Origin of the sequence: Bhargavaea massiliensis, assembly GCF_018390575.1 — a bacterium.
GTDB lineage: Bacteria > Bacillota > Bacilli > Bacillales_A > Planococcaceae > Bhargavaea > Bhargavaea massiliensis.
On the sequence record NZ_JAHBCJ010000003.1, the window covers coordinates 150,142 to 172,240 of the forward strand.

The following is a 22,099-nucleotide window of genomic DNA, read 5'->3' on the forward strand; positions in this document are numbered from 1 at the left end:
AGATAAGCATGATATACTGAGGAAGTTATAGGCAATTTATAGACGAAAGAATGATAAAGGGGCACAAGTGAGAATGGAAGAAACCATCAGTCTTCAGGACTTGTTTAAGACGCTGCGCAAGCGGCTCTGGCTGATTGTCATGAGCACGGTCATTGCAGCTACCATTGCCGGAGTCATCAGTTTCCTCGTGATGACGCCGATCTATCAGGCATCCACGCAGATTTTGGTCAATCAGACGGAGCGGCAATCTGAAGCGTTCACGTCGCAGGATATCCAGACAAACCTCCAATTAATTAATACATACAACGTCGTCATCAAAAGCCCGGCGATCCTGAACAAAGTGATCGAGGAACTCGGGCTTGATGAGACGGCAGGCTCTCTGAACGAGAAAGTTACTGTAAACAGTGAACAGAACTCTCAAGTAGTGACTGTGAGCGTCCAGGATCCGAACCAGAAGCAGGCGGTTGAGATTGCGAACACAATCGCAACGGTCTTCGAACAGGAGATCCCTCAGCTGATGAACGTGGATAACGTCAACATCCTGTCACCTGCCGTCATGCCGGCGAACCCATCACCGGTCAAGCCTGATCCGATGCTGAATATGGCAATCGGAGCGGTCATCGGGCTGATGCTAGGCATAGGCATTGCGTTCCTTCTGGAATATCTGGATACGACAGTGAAGACAGAAGATGACATCGAGGAATTGACAGGCTTGCCGGTCATTGGAATGATCAGTCCAATTCCTGATTCCGATGTCAATGTGGCGAATGTCGTCCGAACGAGGAGAAGGAGGGGTTAATCGATGGCGAGAAAAAAACAATCATCCAAAAAGCAACTGGAGCAGCGCGCGCGTAAACTCGTTGTCTCGGCGAACCCCCGATCGGTCGTCTCCGAACAGTTCCGCACGCTCCGTTCAAACATCACGTTTTCTGCAGTAGACAAGGAACTTAAAACTATTTTGGTGACGTCTGCACTTCCGGGTGATGGGAAATCGACGGTGTCGGCGAACCTCGCCACCCTGTTTGCGCAGGACGGCAAGCGGGTGCTGTTCATCGATGCGGACATGCGAAAGCCGACCGTCCAATACACATTCAGCCTGACCAATGCGGCCGGCCTGTCGAGTGTCCTTACCCAGCAGAGGCTGGCAGGGGAGGTCATCCGGGAATCGGAAATTTCCCCGAACCTCCATATCCTGACAAGCGGTCCGATCCCGCCGAACCCGGCAGAACTGCTCGGCTCGAGGTCGATGACCGTCCTCATGAACGAAATGGCCCAGCAATACGACCTGATCGTCTTTGACGCACCGCCCGTTCTTTCGGTGACGGACGCCCAGATCCTGGCGAACAAAGTCGACGGGACGCTTCTTGTCGTCAATACCGGCGTTACGGAGAAAGACAACGTAGACAAAGCAAAAGAGCTGCTTGGGAAAGCACAGGCCCGCATCCTCGGAGCAGTCATGAATAACTTTAAATTGGATAACGACCACTACTATTATCAGTATTACGGAACAGAAGAGTAAGAGGCCTGCCTCTTACTCTTTTGAGCGTTCAGGAAAGGAAGTAAGCCCTATGATCGATATGCATACACATATTCTGTTCGGTGTTGACGATGGACCTGAAGAACTATCTGGCTCTCTTAATATGCTGCGCCAGGCTACCGAAGAAGGCATTACCGAAATCATTGCAACTTCCCATGTTTGTCATCCACAATTTCATGTTGGCGCCAACAGTGTCTATGACGGTGTTGCTCAGCTGCGAGAAGCGGCCCGTATGGAAGGCATAAACATAAAACTCCATACAGGCCACGAAGTCCGGCTTAACGCCACTCTTCCTGAGCGCCTGGATGCCGGTGATGTTCTGACGCTTGCCGGGTCCAAATTTGTGATGCTGGAGCTCCCGAGCCAAGGTGTCCCGGACTATACGGTCGGCATTATCCAAGATCTGATGAACCGCGGACTGATTCCTGTCATCGCCCACCCGGAACGCAATAAAGCGATTGTTGAAAAGCCACAACGGTTGTACAGACTCGTTAACCACGGTGCCTTGGCACAAGTAACTGCAGGCGCAGTGTGCGGCACATTCGGCTCACGAATTAAGGATGCCGCACTCACACTGATTGATGCCCATCTCGTCCATTTCTACGGATCGGACGCTCATAACACCGATAAGCGCGGCTTCCATTTTGATGAGGGTCTTTCCTTCTTGGAGAAAAAGGGCCGTGCCGACATGGTCGACATCATGCTGGAGAACAACGCACGGATTTTGGAGAAGCGCGATCCGGTATTACTGGAGCCCGAAGACCCAAAAGTGAAGAAAAAATGGTTTATCTTCGGATAAGGTGTCAAAATTTGCCGGACTAAAGGTTCCAATTATATGTAGGAGATAGTATAATAGTCACCGGTAGAATAGTCTCGCAAATGTCAGAAAGGAGTTAGGTGTGTGACTCATCCCAAACGTCTGGTGCTTTTAAGTTTCATCGACTCCTGCATTGTCTTTTTCTCAATCTATGTCAGCTTCCTTATTCTGAATCCGAATATGAATGTGATTCAATCCAAAACACTGCTGATCAGCGCACTGACGATCTTTATCGCTCATCATTTAACTGCCGCTTTCTATGGTCTATACAAGAAGGCATGGGCGTATGCTTCAGTCGGTGAACTGAAAGCGATTTTTAAGGCGGTAACCATCTCAATCGCAGCCATTGCGGTCGTCCAGTTTGTCGGACTAGGCCAGGTCTATGTACGTGCTCTTGCAATTACCTGGATGCTACATATGCTCCTTATCGGAGGTTCCCGGTTTATGTGGAGAGTGTACCGCGATTCCATTACGAAACGTCTGAAGCTCGGCGGAAGGCGAACGATGGTGGTCGGTGCAGGGCAAGCCGGCACGATGGTCGTCCGGCAGATGAAGCAAAACCCTCAGAACGGCCTGATGCCTGTCCTGTTCGTCGATGACGACAAGACGAAGCAGCACCTCGATATCTACGGAGTGAATGTGGCCGGTGGTGCAAAAGACATTCCCCGCCTCGTCAAAGCCCACAACATCGAAAACATTATCATCGCGATTCCATCCATGTCCAAGGCGGAGATGGCGGACCTTACTAAAGTCTGTGTCGAGACCGGCGCAAGAACCCAAACGATCCCACGGATTGAAGACGTCATGACAGGCAAGGTGTCTGTGAATGACATCCGTGACGTAAAGATCGAAGACCTCCTCGGCCGTGAGGAAGTTGAACTAGATATGAAAGCGATCGCTGAAAAGCTTCAACATAAAACCATTCTTGTCACAGGGGCAGGTGGATCAATTGGATCAGAAATCTGCCGCCAGGTTATGAAGTTTAAGCCGGATAAACTGGTCCTTCTAGGCCACGGAGAGAACTCAATTTACCTGATTGACAGAGAACTTAGAGGGCTCAACCAATCAGAAACGGAAATTATTCCGGTAATTGCCGACGTACAGGACCGCACACGAATTTTCGACACAGTTTCCGAACACGCCCCTGATGTCATTTATCATGCCGCTGCCCATAAGCACGTTCCACTCATGGAGGCGAACCCGTTCGAAGCAGTAAAGAATAATATATTTGGCACAAAGAACGTGGCTGAAGCTGCCCACACGTTCGGCGTTGGTCATTTCGTCCTCGTATCTACCGACAAAGCAGTCAACCCGCCGAATGTCATGGGCGCAACCAAACGCTTCGCCGAGATGGTGGTTCAGAATCTTGCTAAATCAAGCAAAACGAAATTCGCGGCTGTGCGGTTTGGTAACGTCCTTGGATCAAGAGGATCTGTCGTTCCGCTTTTTAAAAAGCAGATTGCAGCAGGTGGTCCTATCACCGTCACTGACGAACGCATGACCCGTTACTTCATGACGATTCCAGAAGCTTCCCGGCTCGTCATCCAAGCTGGTACTCTTGCGAACGGCGGAGAAGTATTCGTTCTCGACATGGGTGATCCAGTGAAAATCGTTGATCTAGCTAAAAATCTCATAAAGCTTTCTGGCTACGAGGTAGAAGAGATTGGGATCACCTACTCTGGCATGCGGCCGGGCGAGAAACTCTATGAAGAACTGCTCGACCCATCCGAAATCCAACAAGAGCAGGTCTTTCCAAAAATTCATATCGGACGTGCTACGCCGATCGGCAGTTCTGAACAACAATATATCTTGGACAAGCTCCTTGATATGAAAGAGGACGAACTGAGAAACACATTGGTTTCCCTCGCGAACAGGAAAGTTCCGGAATCGCCGGAAAAATCGCTCACCACAGCTTAAACTATGAAATGAAACCGGAGGCGAAGAGTTGGCACATCTTCAATTTGATTATTCTCATCTCAGTCCATTCTTCGGAAACTATAAAATCTCATTCCTGCACCAGACGGTGGCATCCATCCATGAGGAGATGCATGCCAAAAGCACACACGCCGAATATCTTGGATGGCTAGACCTGCCGGAGAACTACGACCGAGAAGAGTTTACTCGAATCCAACAAGCCGCCAAGACGATCAGTGAGACAAGTGATGTCCTGCTTGTTATCGGTGTCGGCGGTTCATATCTCGGTGCCCGTGCAGCAATTGAGATGTTGAATCACCACTTCCACAACCTGCTTCCGAAAGAAAAACGAAATGCTCCACAAGTGCTATTTGTAGGACATAACCTGAGCTCTACATACATGGCTCATCTGATGGAATTGCTGGAAGACAAGGACTTCTCGATCAATGTCATTTCCAAGTCAGGAACAACTACCGAACCGGCAATTGCTTTCCGCATTTTCCGGAAGCTTCTCGAGGAGAAATACGGTAAAGAAGAGGCGCGGAAGCGAATCTATGCGACAACCGATAAAGAAAAAGGTGCACTCAAGCAACTGGCAGACAAGGAAGGCTATGAGACGTTCACAGTTCCAGACGACATTGGAGGGCGCTACTCAGTGCTCACAGCCGTTGGTCTTCTACCGATTGCAGCAAGTGGAATTGACATTAAAGCAATCCTACAGGGTGCTCACCAAGCTATGAAGGAACTGGATAACCCCAATGTTGAAGAGAATGCAGCCTACCAATATGCAGTAACTCGCAACATCCTCTTTCAAAAGGGAATGGCGATTGAGATGTTCGTTACCTACGAACCGAACCTCCACTCATTCGCAGAATGGTGGAAGCAGCTCTTTGGAGAAAGTGAAGGAAAGGCTCGCCGCGGAATCTTCCCGGCATCTGCCAATTTTTCAACTGACCTCCATTCTTTTGGTCAGTATATCCAGGAAGGCCAGCGGAACCTTTTCGAGACAATCTTGAAAGTAGAAGAGCCCGAAATGGACATCCGAATCGATTACGAAGAAGACAATCTGGACGGCTTGAACTATCTCGCGGGCAAGACAGTCGACCATGTAAACGACAAAGCGTTCGAAGGCGCTCTACAGGCCCATACAGAAGGGGACGTTCCGGGACTTGTGTTCAGGATTCCGAGACTCGATGCCTACTCTTTCGGCTATCTTGTCTATTTCTTTGAGAAAGCCTGTGCGATGAGTGCCTACTTGTTTGGTGTGAACCCATTCGACCAGCCTGGTGTTGAACAATATAAGACAAATATGTTCAATTTGCTGGGCAAGCCTGGCTATGGAGTGAAAGAAGAAGCGAGAGCTGCAATTCGTAAGTAATAGATAAACGATGGACTTGAAAGGATCAGATGGCGATGTTATGGAGAGAAAAATACGAACAATGGCTGCAACAACTACCTGCGAACGACCCTCTGAGAGAACAGCTGTCCGACATCCAACAAGATGAGCGGAAGCTTGAAGACAGCTTCTATAAAAACCTGGAATTCGGCACAGGTGGTATGAGAGGCATCCTCGGACCCGGCACTAATCGGATGAATATCTATACCGTACGGAAAGCGGCTTACGGCTTAGGTGCATTCATCGAGAGCCAAGGTGAAGGAGCAAAACAGTGCGGGGTAGCCATTGCGTATGACTCCCGTCACCAATCACAAGAGTTCGCACTAGAAGTAGCGAAAACGCTAGGCGCGTTTGGCATCCGGTCATTTGTGTATGAGTCCCTTCGACCAACGCCTCTCTTGTCCTTTGCCGTTCGCCATCTAAGTGCGGTCGCGGGCGTCATGATTACGGCCAGCCACAACCCGCCGGAATACAACGGACTGAAAATGTACGGTGATGACGGCGCACAGCTGCCTCCTGAAGCGGCGGATCTCATTGTAGGTTACATGGATCAAGCCGAATCTGAAATCACGATTGAAACTATTTCAGAAGAGGGGCTGAATAAACTTCTTACCTGGATTGGCAATGACGTAGACCAGGCTTACCTGGAAAAATTAAAGATGATTCAACTGAATCCTGAAGCAGCTCAGTCGGAACTTTCCATTGTGTTCACGGGGCTTCATGGCACCGGCACCCTGATGGCGAAAAAGGCATTCGATACATTGGGTTACCGGAATGTCACTTATGTCGAAGAACAAAGTATACCGGATCCTGAGTTCACCACAGCCCCTTCACCAAACCCGGAAGAACCGGAGGCTTTCCGTCTTGCAATTGAAACTGGCAAAAAAGTGAACGCCGACATTCTTCTTGCAACTGATCCCGATGCAGATCGGCTCGGAATTGCCGTGCGAAACCAGGAAGGAGAATACATTCTCCTGACCGGCAATCAGATAGGCGCCATCCTGATCGAATACATCTTAGACCAGAAGCAACAGAAAAACATGCTCCCAGAAAACGGAGTCATCATGAAAACTATTGTCACGACCGAAATGGCCCGTGCCATCGCTTCCCGATACGGGATAGACACGATCGATACTTTGACAGGATTCAAGTTCATTGCTGAGAAGATCCAGGAGTTTGAAAAAACGAACAATAAGACTTTCCTCTTCGGCTATGAAGAGAGCTATGGGTTCCTGGCCGGTGACTTTGTTCGCGATAAAGACGCCATCCAAGCGGCGGTTCTCCTTGCGGAAGCAGCGAGTCACTACACGAATGAAGGATTGTCATTATATGAGGTATTGATCGAAATCTTCAACACGGTTGGTTATCACAAAGAAACCACTCGCTCGCTTAAATTAGAGGGCAAAGACGGAGCTGAACAAATCCGTTCGATTCTTGGGAGCTTCAGGGCCGAACCACCAAAAACCATTAATGGCGTAAATGTATTAACCATAGAAGATTACCAGACCGGAAAGAAAATTGATGTCAGAACAAGTCAACAAACCATGCTCGTACTTCCAAATTCAAATGTAATCAAATACATATTGGAAGACGGCTCCTGGATCTGTATCCGTCCATCCGGAACGGAGCCGAAAATCAAGTTCTATTATGGTGTGAAGGCAGAAGACAGTGCAATAGCAGCAGAGAGAATAAGCGCTCTGGTAGAAACTATTCTGGAAAGAGCAGCAGTCAAAGGAGCGTAATGGACATGCAAAAAGTTAAAAAGGCCATCATCCCCGCAGCAGGGCTCGGTACCCGTTTTCTCCCGGCAACCAAAGCGATGCCGAAGGAAATGTTGCCGATTGTGGATAAGCCAACCATTCAGTATATCGTGGATGAAGCGATAGCCTCTGGCATTGAAGACATCATTATTGTCACAGGTAAAGGCAAAAGGTCGATCGAAGACCATTTCGATAACAACCTTGAGCTTGAAACCAATCTCGAAGAAAAAGGGAAACTAGATCTTTTGGAAAAAGTACGTCATTCTTCGAATGTGGACATCCACTATATCCGCCAGAAAGAGCCAAAGGGCTTGGGTCATGCCGTCTGGTGTGCGCGTAAGTTTGTCGGTAATGAACCATTTGCAGTGCTCTTGGGAGACGATATAGTCCAAAGTGACACTCCAGGTCTCAAACAGCTGATGGACCAATACGAGGAAACCCATGCCTCAGTCATCGGAGTCCAGACGGTTCCTGATGACGAGACCCATCGTTACGGCATTATTAAGCCGGCCACAAAGACGGGAAGGCGATACGCGGTAGATACATTTGTTGAAAAACCAGCAAAAGGAACCGCGCCATCCAACCTGGCGATCATGGGACGTTATGTGCTGACGCCTGAAATCTTCCGTTTCCTAGACAAACAGGAAACCGGCGCAGGCGGCGAGATCCAACTGACAGACGCCATTCAACAGCTCAACCAGATTCAGAGAGTCTTCGCCTATGACTTTGAAGGCAAGCGATACGATGTCGGGGAGAAACTGGGCTTTATCACAACGACGATCGAATTCGCCTTGCAGAACGAAGAAATTCGAAAGCAATTGCTTGATTTTATGGCTGATAAAGTAACAGAGCAACTAGGACCGAAGTAAAGTTGAACGAGTAGTGACGCTTCTCACCATTTATCATTGGGCATACTGTGCGTGGAACACCTTAGATGCGCAATTTTTCAAGGATGTGTGAAGAGGGTTAGCTGTCCCATAACAATAATGAAGGAGGCGATTGATGTGAGGTTGAAGCTACAGGAAATCTTAGTCGTGCTCTCAATTTTAATAGCTATGCTTTCAATCGCCTCTCCGAATTATTAGTGGCTTAGTAGTTGATTGGAACGAATATTCCAGTTAAGTCCTACTCTACTAAAGACAACTAGTAGTAAGGAGTTTTAGAATGAAATCTGCACCTATAAAAAATGGCGAGGTTGACACTTTTAAACTTGAAGGAATAAAGGCTTATAGCGGTATCTATAATAAATATATAAAGAGAATACTTGATTTTATTTTAGCAATATTTTTTTTGATAATTTTACTTCCTGTTTATTTAATTGTGGCATTATTAATAGTCATTGAAACTGGTTTTCCTATTATTTATAAAGCTGAACGAGGGGGATTAAACGGTAAAAGTTTCCATATCTATAAGTTTCGCACGATGATCAAAGAAGCAGATAAAATAGGTGGGGGAACGACAGCGTTAAATGATCCTAGAATAACGAAAATTGGGAACTTCCTTCGGAAAACAAAATTAGATGAAATCACTCAACTTTTTAATATTGTTAAAGGTGAAATGAGTTTTATTGGCCCAAGACCTGAATTAGTCAAATATACTTCTCAATATTATGGGGATGAAGAACTTATATTAAAGGTTAGGCCAGGAATAACAGACTATAGTTCAATAGAATTTATTAATTTAGATGAAATAGTTGGCGGAGAAAATGCTGATGAGATTTATGAGAAATTTGTCCTAAAAAAGAAGAATAGACTACGAATTAAATATGCTGCAACAGTATCAATAAAAACGGATGTTTATTTATTCTTTTATACTGCATATAAAGTCATAAAAAAAGCAATTAATCATATTGCAAATAAATAAATGGGAGAGTGTTCTGTGGAATATTTAACTCTGAAAAATTCAGATTTAAAAGTTTCAAGACTGTGTATGGGTGGATGTCCTATGGGAGGGCATGGTTGGGGAGATGTATCAGAAATTAATCTCGAAAACGCAGTGCATACTGCAATAGAACATGGTGTGAATTTCTTTGATACTGCTGATACGTATGGTCTTGGCAAATCGGAAGAGGTATTAGGTAAAGCAATCAAAGGTAACAGAGATAAAGTAGTTATTGCTACAAAATTTGGTGTACGTGTTGAGGGTGGTAAAACGTTTTATGATAATAGTCCAGAATGGATTGAAAAAGCTGTAAAAGAGAGCATGACAAGATTGGGAACAGATTATATTGACTTATATCAAATCCACTATAGGGACAACAGAACAAATATTAATGAAGTCCTCTATAAGTTGGAGGATTTAAAGAATAAGGGATACATTCGTTACTATGGTTTGTCAAATATACATGAAGAAGATAAAACAGAGCTAAAATCACATATTGGAAAGTTTGTGAGTTTCCAAGATGAGTATAGTTTAGCCTGTAGGAAAAATGAAAAAGACCTAATTAATTTATCAAAAGAACTAGAACTAACTCCATTAACGTGGGGGAGTCTAGGACAAGGAATATTAACTGGAAAGTATGATAGTAATGTGAAGTTTGGTTCTGACGATCGACGCTCAAGAGATATTTATGTAAATTTCCATGGAGAAAAACTTAAGAAAAATCTAGAAATTGTGAGCGTATTGAGAGAAATTTCACAACAGACCGGAAAAACAATTCCTTCAATTGCTTTACGATTTATTCTAGATTATATCTCTAATTCAGTTGTGTTGGCGGGAATAAAGAACCCTAATCAACTTTTATCAAACCTCGAAGCATTAAAATGGAATTTAACAAAAGACCAAATTGAAAAACTAAAATTAATTTCAGAGGAAAAGGAGGGTGTACAATGAATAGTTTGCAATTAGCTTGGAAAATCAGAAGACATGGAATAGAAATGACACATATTTCAAGAGGATCACATATAGGTGCAATATTATCTGTAACAGATATTATTGCAGTTCTTTATAACGATATCGCTAACATAGATCCGGATAATCCCAAAATGCCAGAAAGAGATAGGGTAATTCTTAGTAAGGGCCATGCAGGTGCTGCAATATATGCCGCACTAGCAGAAAAAGGATTTTTTGATGTTCAGGAATTAAAGACACACTATGCTGACGGCAGTAGATTATCTGGTCATGTTTCACACAAAGGAATTCCAGGCGTTGAATTTTCTACAGGATCTCTTGGTCATGGATTATCAGTTGCAGCAGGTATGGCATATGGAGCAAAAAAAGACAAAAAGAATCATAACGTGTTCGTTATCCTGGGTGACGGTGAATGTGATGAAGGATCGGTTTGGGAAGCAGCATTAATGGCTAACCATTATAGATTAAACAATCTAATTGCAGTTATTGATCATAATAAAATGCAAAGCTTAGATTTTTGTGAAAATACAATAGAATTATCACCGTTCTCAGATAAATGGAAAGCGTTTGGTTGGAATGTTATTGATATTGACGGTCATAACCATAATGAATTAAGGGACGCATATTATCAAGCAACTACTTCACAAGAAAAGCCAACTGTAATTATCGCTAATACCATAAAAGGAAAAGGAATTTCATTTATGGAAAACGATATACTTTGGCACTATCGATTCCCTCATGAAGGTGAAGAGTATGATTCGGCTATTGCTGAATTAAAAGAGCAAATGCCGAAAGGTATTTCAGATATCTATGAATCGGAGGCCCAAAGAACATGAGAGATACCTTTGTAAAGACTTTAATTGAGATAGCAAAAGAAGACAAAAATGTACACCTTATAACGGGAGATCTAGGTTTTGGTGTATTAAAACCCTTTTGGGAACAGTTGCCAGATCAATTTACAAATGCCGGTATAGCGGAACAGAATATGACAAGTTTTGCAGCTGGTCTGGCTTTAGAAGGGAAGACTGTTTTTACCTACTCTATTGGAAACTTCCCAACTTTAAGAGCTGTTGAGCAAATAAGAAATGACTGCGCTTATCATGATGCAAATGTGAAAATTGTTTGTATAGGTGGAGGATTTGTTTATGGGTCATTAGGGATGAGTCACCATGCTACAGAAGACTTATCAATAATTAGGGCCTTACCTAATGTTACAGTTCTTGCCCCAGGAGATTTGATTGAAGCTGAACATGCTACTAGAGCTATCTATAACCACAAAGGTACTTGTTATCTGAGACTTGGCAGAGGCGGAGAAAAACGTATTCATGATAAGATAGATGATTTTCAAATTGGTAAAGCAATTAAAATTAAAGGTGGAGAGAAGGTTGCTATTTTTTCAACAGGAGCTATTTTTGACGAAGCATTGGAGGCAAGTGAAATTCTATCTAAAGAGGGAATAAACCCCGCTTTATATACATTTCCGACGGTAAAGCCTATTGATAGACTAACAATTGAAGAATGTGCTAAAAATTTTGATTTGATTGTGACAGTTGAAGAGCATAACGTTGTAGGTGGGTTTGGGAGTGCTGTATCGGAAGTTACGGCTGAGTTAGTAGGAACAAAGGCAAGAGTGCTAAAGGTTGGATTAAATGATATGTACTCTAGTATTGTTGGCTCACAGAAATATCTTAGAGGTGTATATGGAATGAGTGCAAGTCAAATTGCAGAAAAAGTATTAGAGAATCAGAAGGACGCGTAATTATAATGAAGAATAATTATATTAATGATTTGGTGTCAATTGTTATTCCGGTGTACAACTCCGAAAAGTTCATTCTAAAAGCCATAGATTCAGCGTTAGAACAAACATACAAACAAATTGAAATTATTGTAGTAGATGATTGTTCAAATGATTCTTCTGAACAACTATTAAGGAATTATGCGGAAATCCATAAGATTGTTTTCTATTATAGACTACAAAAAAATTCAGGAGCTGCCGTTGCTAGAAATAAAGCTATAGAACTGGCTAAGGGTAGGTATATAGCTTTTTTAGATAGTGATGATTTATGGTATCCAGAAAAAATAGATAAGCAATTAAAATTAATGAAACAAAAAAAATCAGCGATCTCTTATACAGCCATAGAGATGATTGACGAGAATGAAAATTTGCTTAAAAGTCAAAGAAAAGTTCTAGAAAAGATTAATTATAAATTCTTACTAAAGAATACTATGATTGCTACTTCGACTGTAGTAATTGATCGCACTATAACAGGGGATTTTAAAATGCCATTAATAAGGTCAGGACAAGATTATGCCACTTGGTTATTGTTGATGCGTGATGGTTTAATTGCACATGGCCTTAATGAAGTATTTGTCAAATATAGAAAAGTTAGTAATTCGCTATCTTCAAATAAGATTAAGAACATAAAAAAAGTTTGGAAGATACAGACGGAATTCGAAGGTATTAATTCAGTAAAGGCAAGTTATTATTCAGTTTGTTATGCATTGAACGCATTTAAGAAACATTATTTATAATACTATTCAATAATTAGTAATGTGAGGAAGATATATGAACATAACCATTGCAGGAATAGGCTATGTTGGATTATCTAATGCGATATTATTAGCCCAACATAACAAGATAATAGCAGTAGATATTAATCAACAAAAAGTAGATGCTATTAATAATAAAAGGTCTCCGATTGTTGATAACGAAATAGAACATTATTTAGCTACAAAAGAACTTGATTTAATTGCAACTACCGATAATTATAAAGCTTATAAAGATGCGGAATATGTAATTATCTCAACACCTACAAATTATGATCCGGAGAAGAATCACTTTAATACCAGAACTGTTGAAGCAGTTATTGCGAATGTCTTATCAATTAACCCAAACGCATTAATGGTTATTAAATCCACAGTCCCAGTGGGATATACCAAAAAAATAAAAGAGAAATTTGAAACGGAGAATATTATTTTTTCTCCAGAATTTTTACGTGAAGGAAAAGCTTTGTACGATAATTTATACCCTTCGCGTATAATCGTCGGTGAACAATCTAATAGAGCAAAGATATTTGCTGATTTGTTACTTCAAGGAGCCATAAAGGAAGAAATTCCTGTTTTATTTACTAATTCAACTGAAGCTGAAGCCATTAAACTATTTGCAAATACATATCTTGCCATGAGAGTGGCGTTTTTTAATGAGCTTGACTCTTATGCAGAAATAAGAGGATTAGATGCTAAGCAAATAATTGACGGAGTTGGATTGGACCCACGCATAGGGAGTCATTATAATAATCCCTCCTTCGGCTATGGTGGTTACTGTCTTCCTAAAGATACTAAACAGCTATTAGCTAATTATGAAGATATACCTAATAATATTATGTCAGCCATTGTTGATGCTAATAGGACCAGAAAAGATCATATTGCTGAAATGATTATTAGTAAGAATCCTAAGGTTGTTGGTATTTATCGGCTGACAATGAAAATGGATTCGGATAATTTTAGACAATCAGCTATTCAAGGTGTTATGAAGCGGATTAAAGCTAAAGGTATTGAAGTTGTTGTATATGAGCCAGCACTTCTAGAAAAGTCATTTTTAAATTCAAGAGTAATTAATGATATTGAAGAATTCAAGGATATTAGTGATGTAATTGTTGCAAATCGGATGTCTGACGATTTAAAAATCGTAAAACAAAAAGTATATACTAGGGACTTGTATAGTAGAGACTAGAGACTAAAAAACTTAAGTAAATAGAAACTGGAGGCATATTATGCTTTTAGAAAATTTGATGAGAAAAAAGGAAAAGCTTGCCGTAATTGGTTTAGGGTACGTTGGTATGCCACTTGCTGTTGCCTTTGCAAAGAAAATTGAAGTTATAGGTTTTGACTTAAATAAAAAGAAAATAGAATTATATAGATCAGGTATTGATCCAACTAATGAGGTAGGAAATAAAGCAATTGAACAAACTACTGTAGAATTTACCGCAAATGAAAAGGACCTAAGAAAAGCAAAGGTCCACATTGTTGCGGTTCCCACTCCAATAAATTTGGACAAAACACCAGACCTTACTCCCGTAGAAGGTGCAAGTGCTATTATAGGTCGTAACTTAACAGAAGGTTCAATCGTTATCTATGAATCTACTGTTTATCCAGGGGTAACAGAAGATATATGTATCCCAATACTGGAAAAGGAATCAGGGCTAAAGTGTGGAGTAGATTTTAAAGTTGGCTATTCCCCAGAGCGTATTAATCCCGGAGATAAAGTACACACACTGGAAAAAATCATTAAAATTGTTTCAGGAATAGATACTGAAAGCTTAGATGAAATTGCAGGCATATATGAACTAGTTATCGAGGCAGGAGTTCATAGAGCTAGCTCTATAAAAGTAGCTGAGGCTGCCAAAGTTGTAGAGAATAGCCAAAGAGATATTAATATTGCTTTTATGAATGAGCTTGCGATGGTATTCGACCGAATGAACATAGATACAAAGGATGTTATTGAGGCAATGAATACCAAATGGAATGCACTTAAGTTTTACCCAGGGCTTGTAGGGGGGCATTGTATAGGTGTGGATCCATATTATTTCGTTTATGAGGCTGAAAAGTTAGGTTATCATAGCCAAATTATCTTATCAGGCAGAAAAATTAATGACGGAATGGCTGAATTTGTAGCAGATGGAATTATAAAAAAATTAATTTTGGCAAATAAGGTAGTTAGACAGGCTAAAGTGGTAATATTAGGTATTACATTTAAAGAAAACTGTCCTGATATAAGAAATTCTAAAGTGATAGATATTATCAAGATACTTAATGAGTATGGTATAAAGCCGATAGTAGTAGATCCACAAGCTGATAAAACAGAGGCGAAAAGGGAATATAATATTGAATTAACCCAAATTGAAAAAGTTAATGATGCTGATTGCCTTGTATTTGCAGTGGCTCATGATGAAATTAAAAATCTAAATTGGGAACAGATAGACACGATGTTTGGGGATTCCGATAAAAGTGAGAAAGTTATTATTGATATAAAAAGCACATTAGATAGAGAGGATACTGAACAAAGAGGATATATTCATTGGAGGCTGTAAGGAGGATTTTTAAATGCATCGTGTGGGAATATGTGGTCATTTTGCGATTGGAAGAGAATTGTTAGATGGTCAAACAATAAAAACTAAAACCTTAACAGAAGCACTACAAGATCATTTCGGCATAGCTAATGTAATGTCGGTTGATACATATAATTGGAAAGCTAGTCCTTTTAGGCTATTAAGATATTGTCTGTCTATCTTTCGGAAGACTACGACTGTAGTAATGCTTCCCGGTAGAAATGGCCTGAAAATATTTGTACCATTATTCGTTTTTCTAAATAAAGTTTTCAAAAGAAAAATGTTTTACGTAGTTATAGGAGGCTGGCTTCCCGAATTTCTAAAGCATAATAAAAGTTTATTAAGGGGTCTAAAGCATTTTGACTGTATTTTTGTAGAAACCGAGTCAATGGCAGAGAAATTAAAAGAGTTAGGATTGGATAACGTATCTGTTATGCCAAACTTTAAAAGGCTAAAAATATTAAGCATTAATGAACTACCCTCCCATGATGCTAAACCTTTTAAACTATGTACATTTTCTAGAGTTTTAAAAGAGAAGGGGATTGAAGATGCAATAAACGCTGTAATTAAAACTAATTCAATATACGGTAAAGAAGTTTATACATTGGATATATACGGACAAATAGATGAAGAATATAAAAGAGAGTTCCAAGATATCATTGCTTCAGCCCCAAGTTATATAAAATATAAGGGAATGGTCCCATATAGTAAAACGGTTGATACTTTAAAAGACTATTTCCTGTTATTATTTCCAACATATTATAAAGGAGAGGGCTTTGCAGGTACTGCCCTTGACGCCTTTGCATCGGGATTGCCAATTATCGCTACAGATTGGCGCTATAATTCAGAGGTGATTGAAGACCAATATACAGGTCGCATCCTTCCGGTTAAAGATGTGGATTCTATAATTGATGTTCTTAATTATTACGAAAAAAATCCTGATGAGGTTGAAGTGATGCGTAGGAATTGTATTGACACAGCTTTTAAATATACACCGAGTAATGCGATAAAAATATTAGTGAATAAAATGAACTCATAAAATTTATGAACGAGAAAATAAATTATTAGGTGGAGGCAGTATGAACATAGGATTTGTTTCGACATGGTTAGAACGAGGGGCAACATATGTCACCAAGACTTATATAGATCTTTTAGAAGGTGAGCATAATATCTTTGTTTATGCAAGGGGTGGGGAGAAATTTGAAAAGGGAAACCCCAAATTTGATCTAAACTATGTTACTTGGGGCTTGAGATTAGGGACAACAGAAATTGATTGGAGACATTTTTCTAAATGGATAAGAAAAAATAACATAGATGCGATACTATTTAATGAACAGAGTGAGATGATAAATGTATTTCAAACTAAGAAGTATTTCCCACACATAAAATTGGGTGCATATGTTGATTACTATACTGAGGAAACCGTAAAAGATTACACCATTTATGACTTTTTAATATGTAATACCAAAAGACATTTTTCTGTCTTTAAATGGCATCCAGGAGCACACTATGTTCCTTGGGGAACAAATATTGACATTTTTAAATATCAGGAAAAAAAAGAAATAGAACAAGTAACTTTTTTCCACTCAGTAGGTATGTCCGCACGAAAAGGAACAGATACCCTTGTTAATGCATTTATCAATGGTAAAGTTTATGAGATGAATTCAAAGCTGATCATTCACTCGCAAATAAATATCGATCATATTATTAGTGAAGAGGAAGCAAAAAAATACAATATTGAAATTATTGTAAAAGAGGTTTCCCCTCCTGGTTTATATCATTTGGGAGATGTCTATGTATACCCTACTACACTTGATGGTTTAGGTTTGACTATCTATGAAGCTTTATCTTGTGGTTTACCAGTTATTACAACAGATTGTGCCCCAATGAACGAAATAATTAATAATGAGAATGGTAAACTAGTTGATGTTGCATTATTAAGGTCCCGTAAAGACGGTTATTATTGGCCACAATCGTTTGTAAACGAGAAGTCTTTGATTGAAGCGATGACTTTTTACTGTGAAAATGTATCAAAATTAAAGGAACTTAGAGTTAGTGCAAGAGATTTTGCAGAAAAGAATATAAACATCAAGGATCGTAAAGAACAAATTTGTGATATATTTGAAAATGCGGTTTCCAGTAATATAGATATAAATAAACTCGATAAACAAATTAAGAATGCAATACGCAAAAAGAAAGATTTAGAACTTAGAGTTTTAACTGAATCACTTCTACCCAATAAAGTAAAACATTATATAAGAGCAACGCTGGAGGATAAGCGAAGTGGAAGAAGTAAGACCTAATTTTAATAGTAAAAATACAAGTACAAAATTACTTAATAACATAAATTTGTTTTGTTGTTTGTATATATGTGTTTGGACTGTACTTCCTATATTTAGGAGTATCACTAATACAGGTGGATTTAAAATAATTTTCTTTTTTATAGCCGGCGTGTGGCTATTAAGTAGTTTATTAATAAGCAGGAAATGGTTCATGGATTTATTAGGAATAAGTATAATAGGAAGTATATATTTAATAATTATATTCTTGTATTATGTCTTTGATCATGGAAATATGAAGCTTTCAATGATTGTAAATCCACTATTTCTTTTCTTTTTTGCATTTATGGGTTATTACTATTCATATTATGGGGACAAAAAAGTATTAAAAATTATACTTTCTGTAATAACTTTATGTTTTTTAACAACAGCGATAACAACTATATATAATTTACTAGATAATTTAAATGTAGCAAGATTGATGACTAGTTCCTCTACATCACCTCAGGTTATTTCCTATTTGGAAAAACGAAATGTAGCAGCCTTTGATTTTATATATGGTTTAGTTATATTAATTCCCTTATTATTTGTAGGATTAAAGTTCTCTCTTAAAAAGAAAAGCTTACTATTTATAACTACTATGTTCTCAATTGTTCTACTATCATTAATTGTAATAGCATTATCAAACTTTACTACTGCATATTTATTACTCATTTTAGCTATTCTACTATCTTTATTACCAAAGAAAACAAATGTATATTTCATGTTTTTTGTTTTTGGTCTTATGGTAATACTTTTATCTCCTTTATTGCTAGAATTTATAATTTTCATATTAACGACAATAAAGGAAACAACACCATCAATAATGACACAATACAAATTGGAAAGCATAATTAGCTTTCTTTATGGAGAAACAAATTATCAATCCACAACGATTAGAGCAACATTATTAAGACAAAGTATTAGTAGTTTCTTCGAATCCCCTCTCTTAGGGGTTGGTGCATACTATCATGATGGAAGTACAAACTTTATAGGTAACCATTCTCAGTTTATTGATGACTTTGGCCGTTATGGGATATTGGGCGCAACTCCAATTATTATTTTCATACTAATTTATTTGAAAAAAACAAAAATAAAAGTGAAAAACATTAATGTTCAAAATGCCTTTGTGTTTTCTGCCTTATTATTTATTATTTTAGGTTTTTTAAATCCAATTCAATCATACGGAATTTTATTTTCAGCTTTTTTTGTATTACCATTACTCTCACGATATATAGATTGAACTATGAAAGGATTACATATGAAAATAGTATACATTATAGATTCACATCCTGAAAATGGGGGTGCTCCAATATCAACCTGTTTAATAGCGAAGGAGTTTGCGAAGAATAATAATTTAATAACAATTATAATGCCATCACAAAACAAAGAGTATAAATTAGAAAAAAATATTAATACAGTAGAATTAAACGAGTTTAATGGTACTTTTCCTTCGTTAATATTTAACCCTATGAAAACATTGAAACTAGCCTACTCATTGAAAAAAGAAATCTCAATATTAAAACCAGATATTTTACATGTTCATATGCCAAAAGCAGCATGGGCAATAGGTTTATTAAGTTTCCTAAAGTTCCTACCTAGTAATACAAAATTAATCTATACTGATCGTGAACATATGCAGTCATATAGATGGCCGCTTAGACTACTTTCAGTTTTGTTAATAAAATTACAATATAATCAGATAGTTACATTAACAGAATTAAGCTCAAATTTTTGGGCTAAAACAATAGGTAAGAACAATATAAGAGTTATCCCAAATTCTGCTGGCGAAGCTTATGAAATTTATAAGGATGATATAGAAATTAAAACTCGGGATCAATTTAAAATTCCAAGAAATACATTAACTGTAATGTTTTCAGGAAGAATGAGTATCTACAAAAATTGGGATCTTGCAAAAAAGATAGTTTTAAATTTAAGTAAGGAAAATAAAAATATCTTATTTATATTTGCAATATCGACCAATGGTATTACACAAGAGAGAGCATTCGAAGATTTAAAAAACTCTCTAATAGACTCCCGTGTTAACCATTTAATGTTTCATAATGTTTCTCAGGAAAATATGAGTAAATATTACTATTTAGCTGATATTTTTGTTTTAACCTCAGATAAGGAATCTTTTGGTAGAACAGCAATTGAGGCAATGAGTAGGAAGTGTGTAGTCATTGGACGTAATACTGGGGGATTGCCGGAAGTTATAGGAAAAGAAGAGAACATAATGGAAAATGATGTAGAAGCATTTTGTGATAGGATTATTTTCTATAACATGGATAGAGATAAATTAAAAGATGATAAAGAGTGGTTTTTTCAGCGATTTAATAAAAAATTTACAGTTGAGATAAATACTCAAAGCCATAAAGAAATGTATAAGTCACATCATGATTTTAGAATTTAAGGAGTGTTGTTTTATGGTTTTTTCAAGAATACGTAAATATTTGGCCTTGAAACGTATTACCAACCAAGGAACAAATATTATTATTAAACCACCTTTTCATATAGATTATGATGAAAATATTAAAATTGGGAATCACGTTTATATCAATAGGGGAAGTAGATTAAATGGGCATGGTGGAATTAAAATTGGAAGTAATGTGGTTTTTGGTCCCGAAGTTTTTGTGTGGTCCGCAGATCATCATTATGATTCAGATACTTATATTCCATATGATGAAAAAGTAATAAAAAAAATAATAGAAATTGAAGACAATGTATGGATAGGTGCTCATGCCAAGATCTTACCTGGTATAAAAATAGAAGAAGGTGCAATTGTGGCAATGGGCTCGGTAATAACTAAAAATGTACCCAAAGGGGCTATTGTAGGGGGAAATCCTGCACGAATCCTTAAATATAGAGACCTTGAGAAGTATGAAAGGCTCAAAAATGAGGGGAAGTATTACCTAAAACACAAATATTTAGGTAATTTAAAATGAAAGGAAGCAAATCTTTAATTTCTGCTCTTAAGTATGTGTTTTTAGGAAACATGGGCCAAGTATTAATATCCTTACTTGCCACTCCCATTATTGTAAGGTTAGTTACCCCGAGTGAATTTGGTCTATATTCCACTACGCTTGTTGTAATAAATACTTTATTCATTATTATAAACTTTGGTCAAGCAGATGCAATAAGAAGGTTTACTCCAAAATATATAAATAGCAATGATAAAGAAAAGTATATTGCAACTTCATCATATATTTCAAACTTATCAATTGTTTTATTATTTATCACATGTACCATTTATTTTTTATATACAAAGGATTTATTGTTAACATTAATTATCTTTATTTATTTATTATTATATATTTCAATTTCAAATAATTCTTCTTTTTTATTTGGAATGCATATGCAAAAGAAATCAGAAACAGTACGGGTATTAATGTTGTTTTTACAATATTCATTTGCTGTTTTTTTTGCATTAATTTTTTCAAATGCTAGTGGTTTACTAATCGGATTCGTTTTTGGGTTAATTATTCCGTTTATAGTTTTATGGATAAATATTAAAAATGTTAAGGAAAGCATAGGGCTTAATCAAAGTGCTAAGGGGTTTCACAAAGATATTTTAAAAGAATTATTATTTTTTGGAAGGTTCATTGTAATAGGGACTTTATTTGCTCAATTATTATACAATGCAGATATATTACTTATTAAATATTTTTCAAACTACGAGGCGGTTGCTATTTATAAAGCAGCAATTATTGTATCTCAGCTATTGTGGATGGTGCCCAAAGCCTTTCAGTCTGCATTGATACCAAATATTGCTGAGCTATGGGAAGAGAATAAACACCAAGATATTTTTGATATAACTTTAAGATCAGTAAAATTCATATTTTTATTTATGTTATTATGTTCGATTGGATTGTATGTACTAATAGATGATTTTGTTCTTTTATATTTCGGAAAGGATTATATTGAAGCTATAAATCCACTCAAAATATTATTAATTGGTACAGTATGTTACGGTTTAACACGAGCATTTGATCCTCTTATTCAGGTTTCAGGTAAGTTAAATCAAATCTTATATTGCAGCGGAGCTGCTGTTTTAATTAATTTAGTATTAAATCTCCTATTTATCCCAAAATTCGGAATTGAGGGAGCTGCAATAGGCACCTCAATTTCTTATATTTTCATTTTTATATTTAAATATATTTTGGTTCAAAAAATGGGTCTTTATTTTAAAATTAGGTTTGGCACAATTTTAAAGTATTTACTCTTGATAATAATATTTATTTTCCTACTTAGCATATTTCAGGAATTGATAGAAAACGTCTTGATGAAAATTATATTAACAGCAATTTTTGGGCTACTAAGCTTTATAGTTTTATTACTAAGTTTAAAATTGGTTTCAAAAAAAGAACTTAAATTAATGTTTAAGTATTAAGGGGTTAAA

20 protein-coding genes are annotated in these 22,099 nt (G+C 38.2%); all 20 read left to right on the forward strand.

What is annotated here, in order from left to right; all coding sequences use genetic code 11:
• Positions 1-73 precede the first annotated feature (73 nt).
• A complete protein-coding gene (locus KHA84_RS05640; protein ID WP_213422559.1) occupies positions 74-799 on the forward strand; it encodes a YveK family protein in 726 nt (241 codons plus the stop codon).
• 3 nt (positions 800-802) lie between these two features.
• Positions 803-1,519: a CpsD/CapB family tyrosine-protein kinase gene (locus KHA84_RS05645; protein WP_213422560.1), complete on the forward strand. Its 717-nt coding sequence runs from the start codon at positions 803-805 to the stop codon at positions 1,517-1,519.
• A 49-nt stretch (positions 1,520-1,568) separates the two neighbouring features.
• On the forward strand, positions 1,569-2,336 hold the full coding sequence (locus tag KHA84_RS05650; RefSeq protein ID WP_213422561.1) for a tyrosine-protein phosphatase: 768 nt from the start codon (positions 1,569-1,571) through the stop codon (positions 2,334-2,336).
• 102 nt (positions 2,337-2,438) lie between these two features.
• Positions 2,439-4,271: a polysaccharide biosynthesis protein gene (locus tag KHA84_RS05655; protein ID WP_213422562.1), complete on the forward strand. Its 1,833-nt coding sequence runs from the start codon at positions 2,439-2,441 to the stop codon at positions 4,269-4,271.
• Positions 4,272-4,299: 28 nt separating this feature from the next.
• The gene (locus KHA84_RS05660) at positions 4,300-5,646 is read left to right on the forward strand and encodes a glucose-6-phosphate isomerase (RefSeq protein WP_213422563.1); all 1,347 of its coding nucleotides are present in this window, start codon (positions 4,300-4,302) and stop codon (positions 5,644-5,646) included.
• 35 nt (positions 5,647-5,681) lie between these two features.
• Positions 5,682-7,406: a phospho-sugar mutase gene (locus KHA84_RS05665; protein WP_213422774.1), complete on the forward strand. Its 1,725-nt coding sequence runs from the start codon at positions 5,682-5,684 to the stop codon at positions 7,404-7,406.
• Positions 7,407-7,411: 5 nt separating this feature from the next.
• Entirely contained in the window at positions 7,412-8,293 is an 882-nt protein-coding gene (galU, locus tag KHA84_RS05670) for a UTP--glucose-1-phosphate uridylyltransferase GalU (RefSeq protein WP_213422564.1), read from the forward strand.
• Between the two features lie 295 nt (positions 8,294-8,588).
• Entirely contained in the window at positions 8,589-9,287 is a 699-nt protein-coding gene (locus tag KHA84_RS05675; protein ID WP_213422565.1) for a sugar transferase, read from the forward strand.
• Positions 9,288-9,302: 15 nt separating this feature from the next.
• Complete coding sequence (locus KHA84_RS05680) at positions 9,303-10,256, forward strand: aldo/keto reductase (protein ID WP_213422566.1); 954 nt, start codon at positions 9,303-9,305, stop codon at positions 10,254-10,256.
• The gene (locus KHA84_RS05685) at positions 10,253-11,110 is read left to right on the forward strand and encodes a transketolase (RefSeq protein WP_213422567.1); all 858 of its coding nucleotides are present in this window, start codon (positions 10,253-10,255) and stop codon (positions 11,108-11,110) included. The genes KHA84_RS05680 and KHA84_RS05685 overlap by 4 nt, the downstream gene beginning before the upstream one ends.
• Entirely contained in the window at positions 11,107-12,033 is a 927-nt protein-coding gene (locus tag KHA84_RS05690) for a transketolase family protein (protein WP_213422568.1), read from the forward strand. Before KHA84_RS05685 ends, KHA84_RS05690 begins: the two co-directional genes overlap by 4 nt.
• A gap of 5 nt (positions 12,034-12,038) precedes the next feature.
• On the forward strand, positions 12,039-12,806 hold the full coding sequence (locus tag KHA84_RS05695) for a glycosyltransferase family 2 protein (RefSeq protein ID WP_213422569.1): 768 nt from the start codon (positions 12,039-12,041) through the stop codon (positions 12,804-12,806).
• A gap of 34 nt (positions 12,807-12,840) precedes the next feature.
• The gene (locus KHA84_RS05700; RefSeq protein ID WP_213422570.1) at positions 12,841-14,007 is read left to right on the forward strand and encodes a nucleotide sugar dehydrogenase; all 1,167 of its coding nucleotides are present in this window, start codon (positions 12,841-12,843) and stop codon (positions 14,005-14,007) included.
• A gap of 37 nt (positions 14,008-14,044) precedes the next feature.
• Positions 14,045-15,364, forward strand: coding sequence for a nucleotide sugar dehydrogenase (locus KHA84_RS05705; protein WP_419465584.1), 1,320 nt, complete (start codon positions 14,045-14,047; stop codon positions 15,362-15,364).
• A 13-nt stretch (positions 15,365-15,377) separates the two neighbouring features.
• On the forward strand, positions 15,378-16,421 hold the full coding sequence (locus KHA84_RS05710) for a glycosyltransferase family 4 protein (protein WP_213422572.1): 1,044 nt from the start codon (positions 15,378-15,380) through the stop codon (positions 16,419-16,421).
• A 40-nt stretch (positions 16,422-16,461) separates the two neighbouring features.
• The gene (locus KHA84_RS05715; protein WP_213422573.1) at positions 16,462-17,685 is read left to right on the forward strand and encodes a glycosyltransferase; all 1,224 of its coding nucleotides are present in this window, start codon (positions 16,462-16,464) and stop codon (positions 17,683-17,685) included.
• Positions 17,666-18,943, forward strand: a complete 1,278-nt coding sequence (locus KHA84_RS05720) for an O-antigen ligase family protein (RefSeq protein ID WP_213422574.1) — start codon at positions 17,666-17,668, stop codon at positions 18,941-18,943. The genes KHA84_RS05715 and KHA84_RS05720 overlap by 20 nt, the downstream gene beginning before the upstream one ends.
• 18 nt (positions 18,944-18,961) lie before the next feature.
• Positions 18,962-20,113 (forward strand): glycosyltransferase family 4 protein, encoded by a 1,152-nt coding sequence (locus tag KHA84_RS05725; protein ID WP_213422575.1) that lies wholly within the window; start codon positions 18,962-18,964, stop codon positions 20,111-20,113.
• 13 nt (positions 20,114-20,126) lie between these two features.
• On the forward strand, positions 20,127-20,645 hold the full coding sequence (locus KHA84_RS05730; RefSeq protein ID WP_213422576.1) for an acyltransferase: 519 nt from the start codon (positions 20,127-20,129) through the stop codon (positions 20,643-20,645).
• A complete protein-coding gene (locus KHA84_RS05735) occupies positions 20,642-22,090 on the forward strand; it encodes an oligosaccharide flippase family protein (RefSeq protein WP_213422577.1) in 1,449 nt (482 codons plus the stop codon). The genes KHA84_RS05730 and KHA84_RS05735 overlap by 4 nt, the downstream gene beginning before the upstream one ends.
• The last annotated feature ends 9 nt before the right edge of the window (positions 22,091-22,099 follow it).

Bases quoted from the DNA above. Each gene is read 5' to 3' on its own strand.
- KHA84_RS05725 (WP_213422575.1), top strand. From the start codon at position 18,962: ATGAAAATAGTATACATTATAGATTCACATCCTGAAAATGGGGGTGCT.
- KHA84_RS05695 (WP_213422569.1), top strand. From the start codon at position 12,039: ATGAAGAATAATTATATTAATGATTTGGTGTCAATTGTTATTCCGGTG.
- KHA84_RS05650 (WP_213422561.1), top strand. From the start codon at position 1,569: ATGATCGATATGCATACACATATTCTGTTCGGTGTTGACGATGGACCT.
- KHA84_RS05690 (WP_213422568.1), top strand. From the start codon at position 11,107: ATGAGAGATACCTTTGTAAAGACTTTAATTGAGATAGCAAAAGAAGAC.
- KHA84_RS05640 (WP_213422559.1), top strand. From the start codon at position 74: ATGGAAGAAACCATCAGTCTTCAGGACTTGTTTAAGACGCTGCGCAAG.
- KHA84_RS05715 (WP_213422573.1), top strand. From the start codon at position 16,462: ATGAACATAGGATTTGTTTCGACATGGTTAGAACGAGGGGCAACATAT.
- galU (WP_213422564.1), top strand. From the start codon at position 7,412: ATGCAAAAAGTTAAAAAGGCCATCATCCCCGCAGCAGGGCTCGGTACC.
- KHA84_RS05685 (WP_213422567.1), top strand. From the start codon at position 10,253: ATGAATAGTTTGCAATTAGCTTGGAAAATCAGAAGACATGGAATAGAA.
- KHA84_RS05675 (WP_213422565.1), top strand. From the start codon at position 8,589: ATGAAATCTGCACCTATAAAAAATGGCGAGGTTGACACTTTTAAACTT.
- KHA84_RS05645 (WP_213422560.1), top strand. From the start codon at position 803: ATGGCGAGAAAAAAACAATCATCCAAAAAGCAACTGGAGCAGCGCGCG.
- KHA84_RS05735 (WP_213422577.1), top strand. From the start codon at position 20,642: ATGAAAGGAAGCAAATCTTTAATTTCTGCTCTTAAGTATGTGTTTTTA.
- KHA84_RS05710 (WP_213422572.1), top strand. From the start codon at position 15,378: ATGCATCGTGTGGGAATATGTGGTCATTTTGCGATTGGAAGAGAATTG.
- KHA84_RS05730 (WP_213422576.1), top strand. From the start codon at position 20,127: ATGGTTTTTTCAAGAATACGTAAATATTTGGCCTTGAAACGTATTACC.
- KHA84_RS05700 (WP_213422570.1), top strand. From the start codon at position 12,841: ATGAACATAACCATTGCAGGAATAGGCTATGTTGGATTATCTAATGCG.
- KHA84_RS05665 (WP_213422774.1), top strand. From the start codon at position 5,682: ATGTTATGGAGAGAAAAATACGAACAATGGCTGCAACAACTACCTGCG.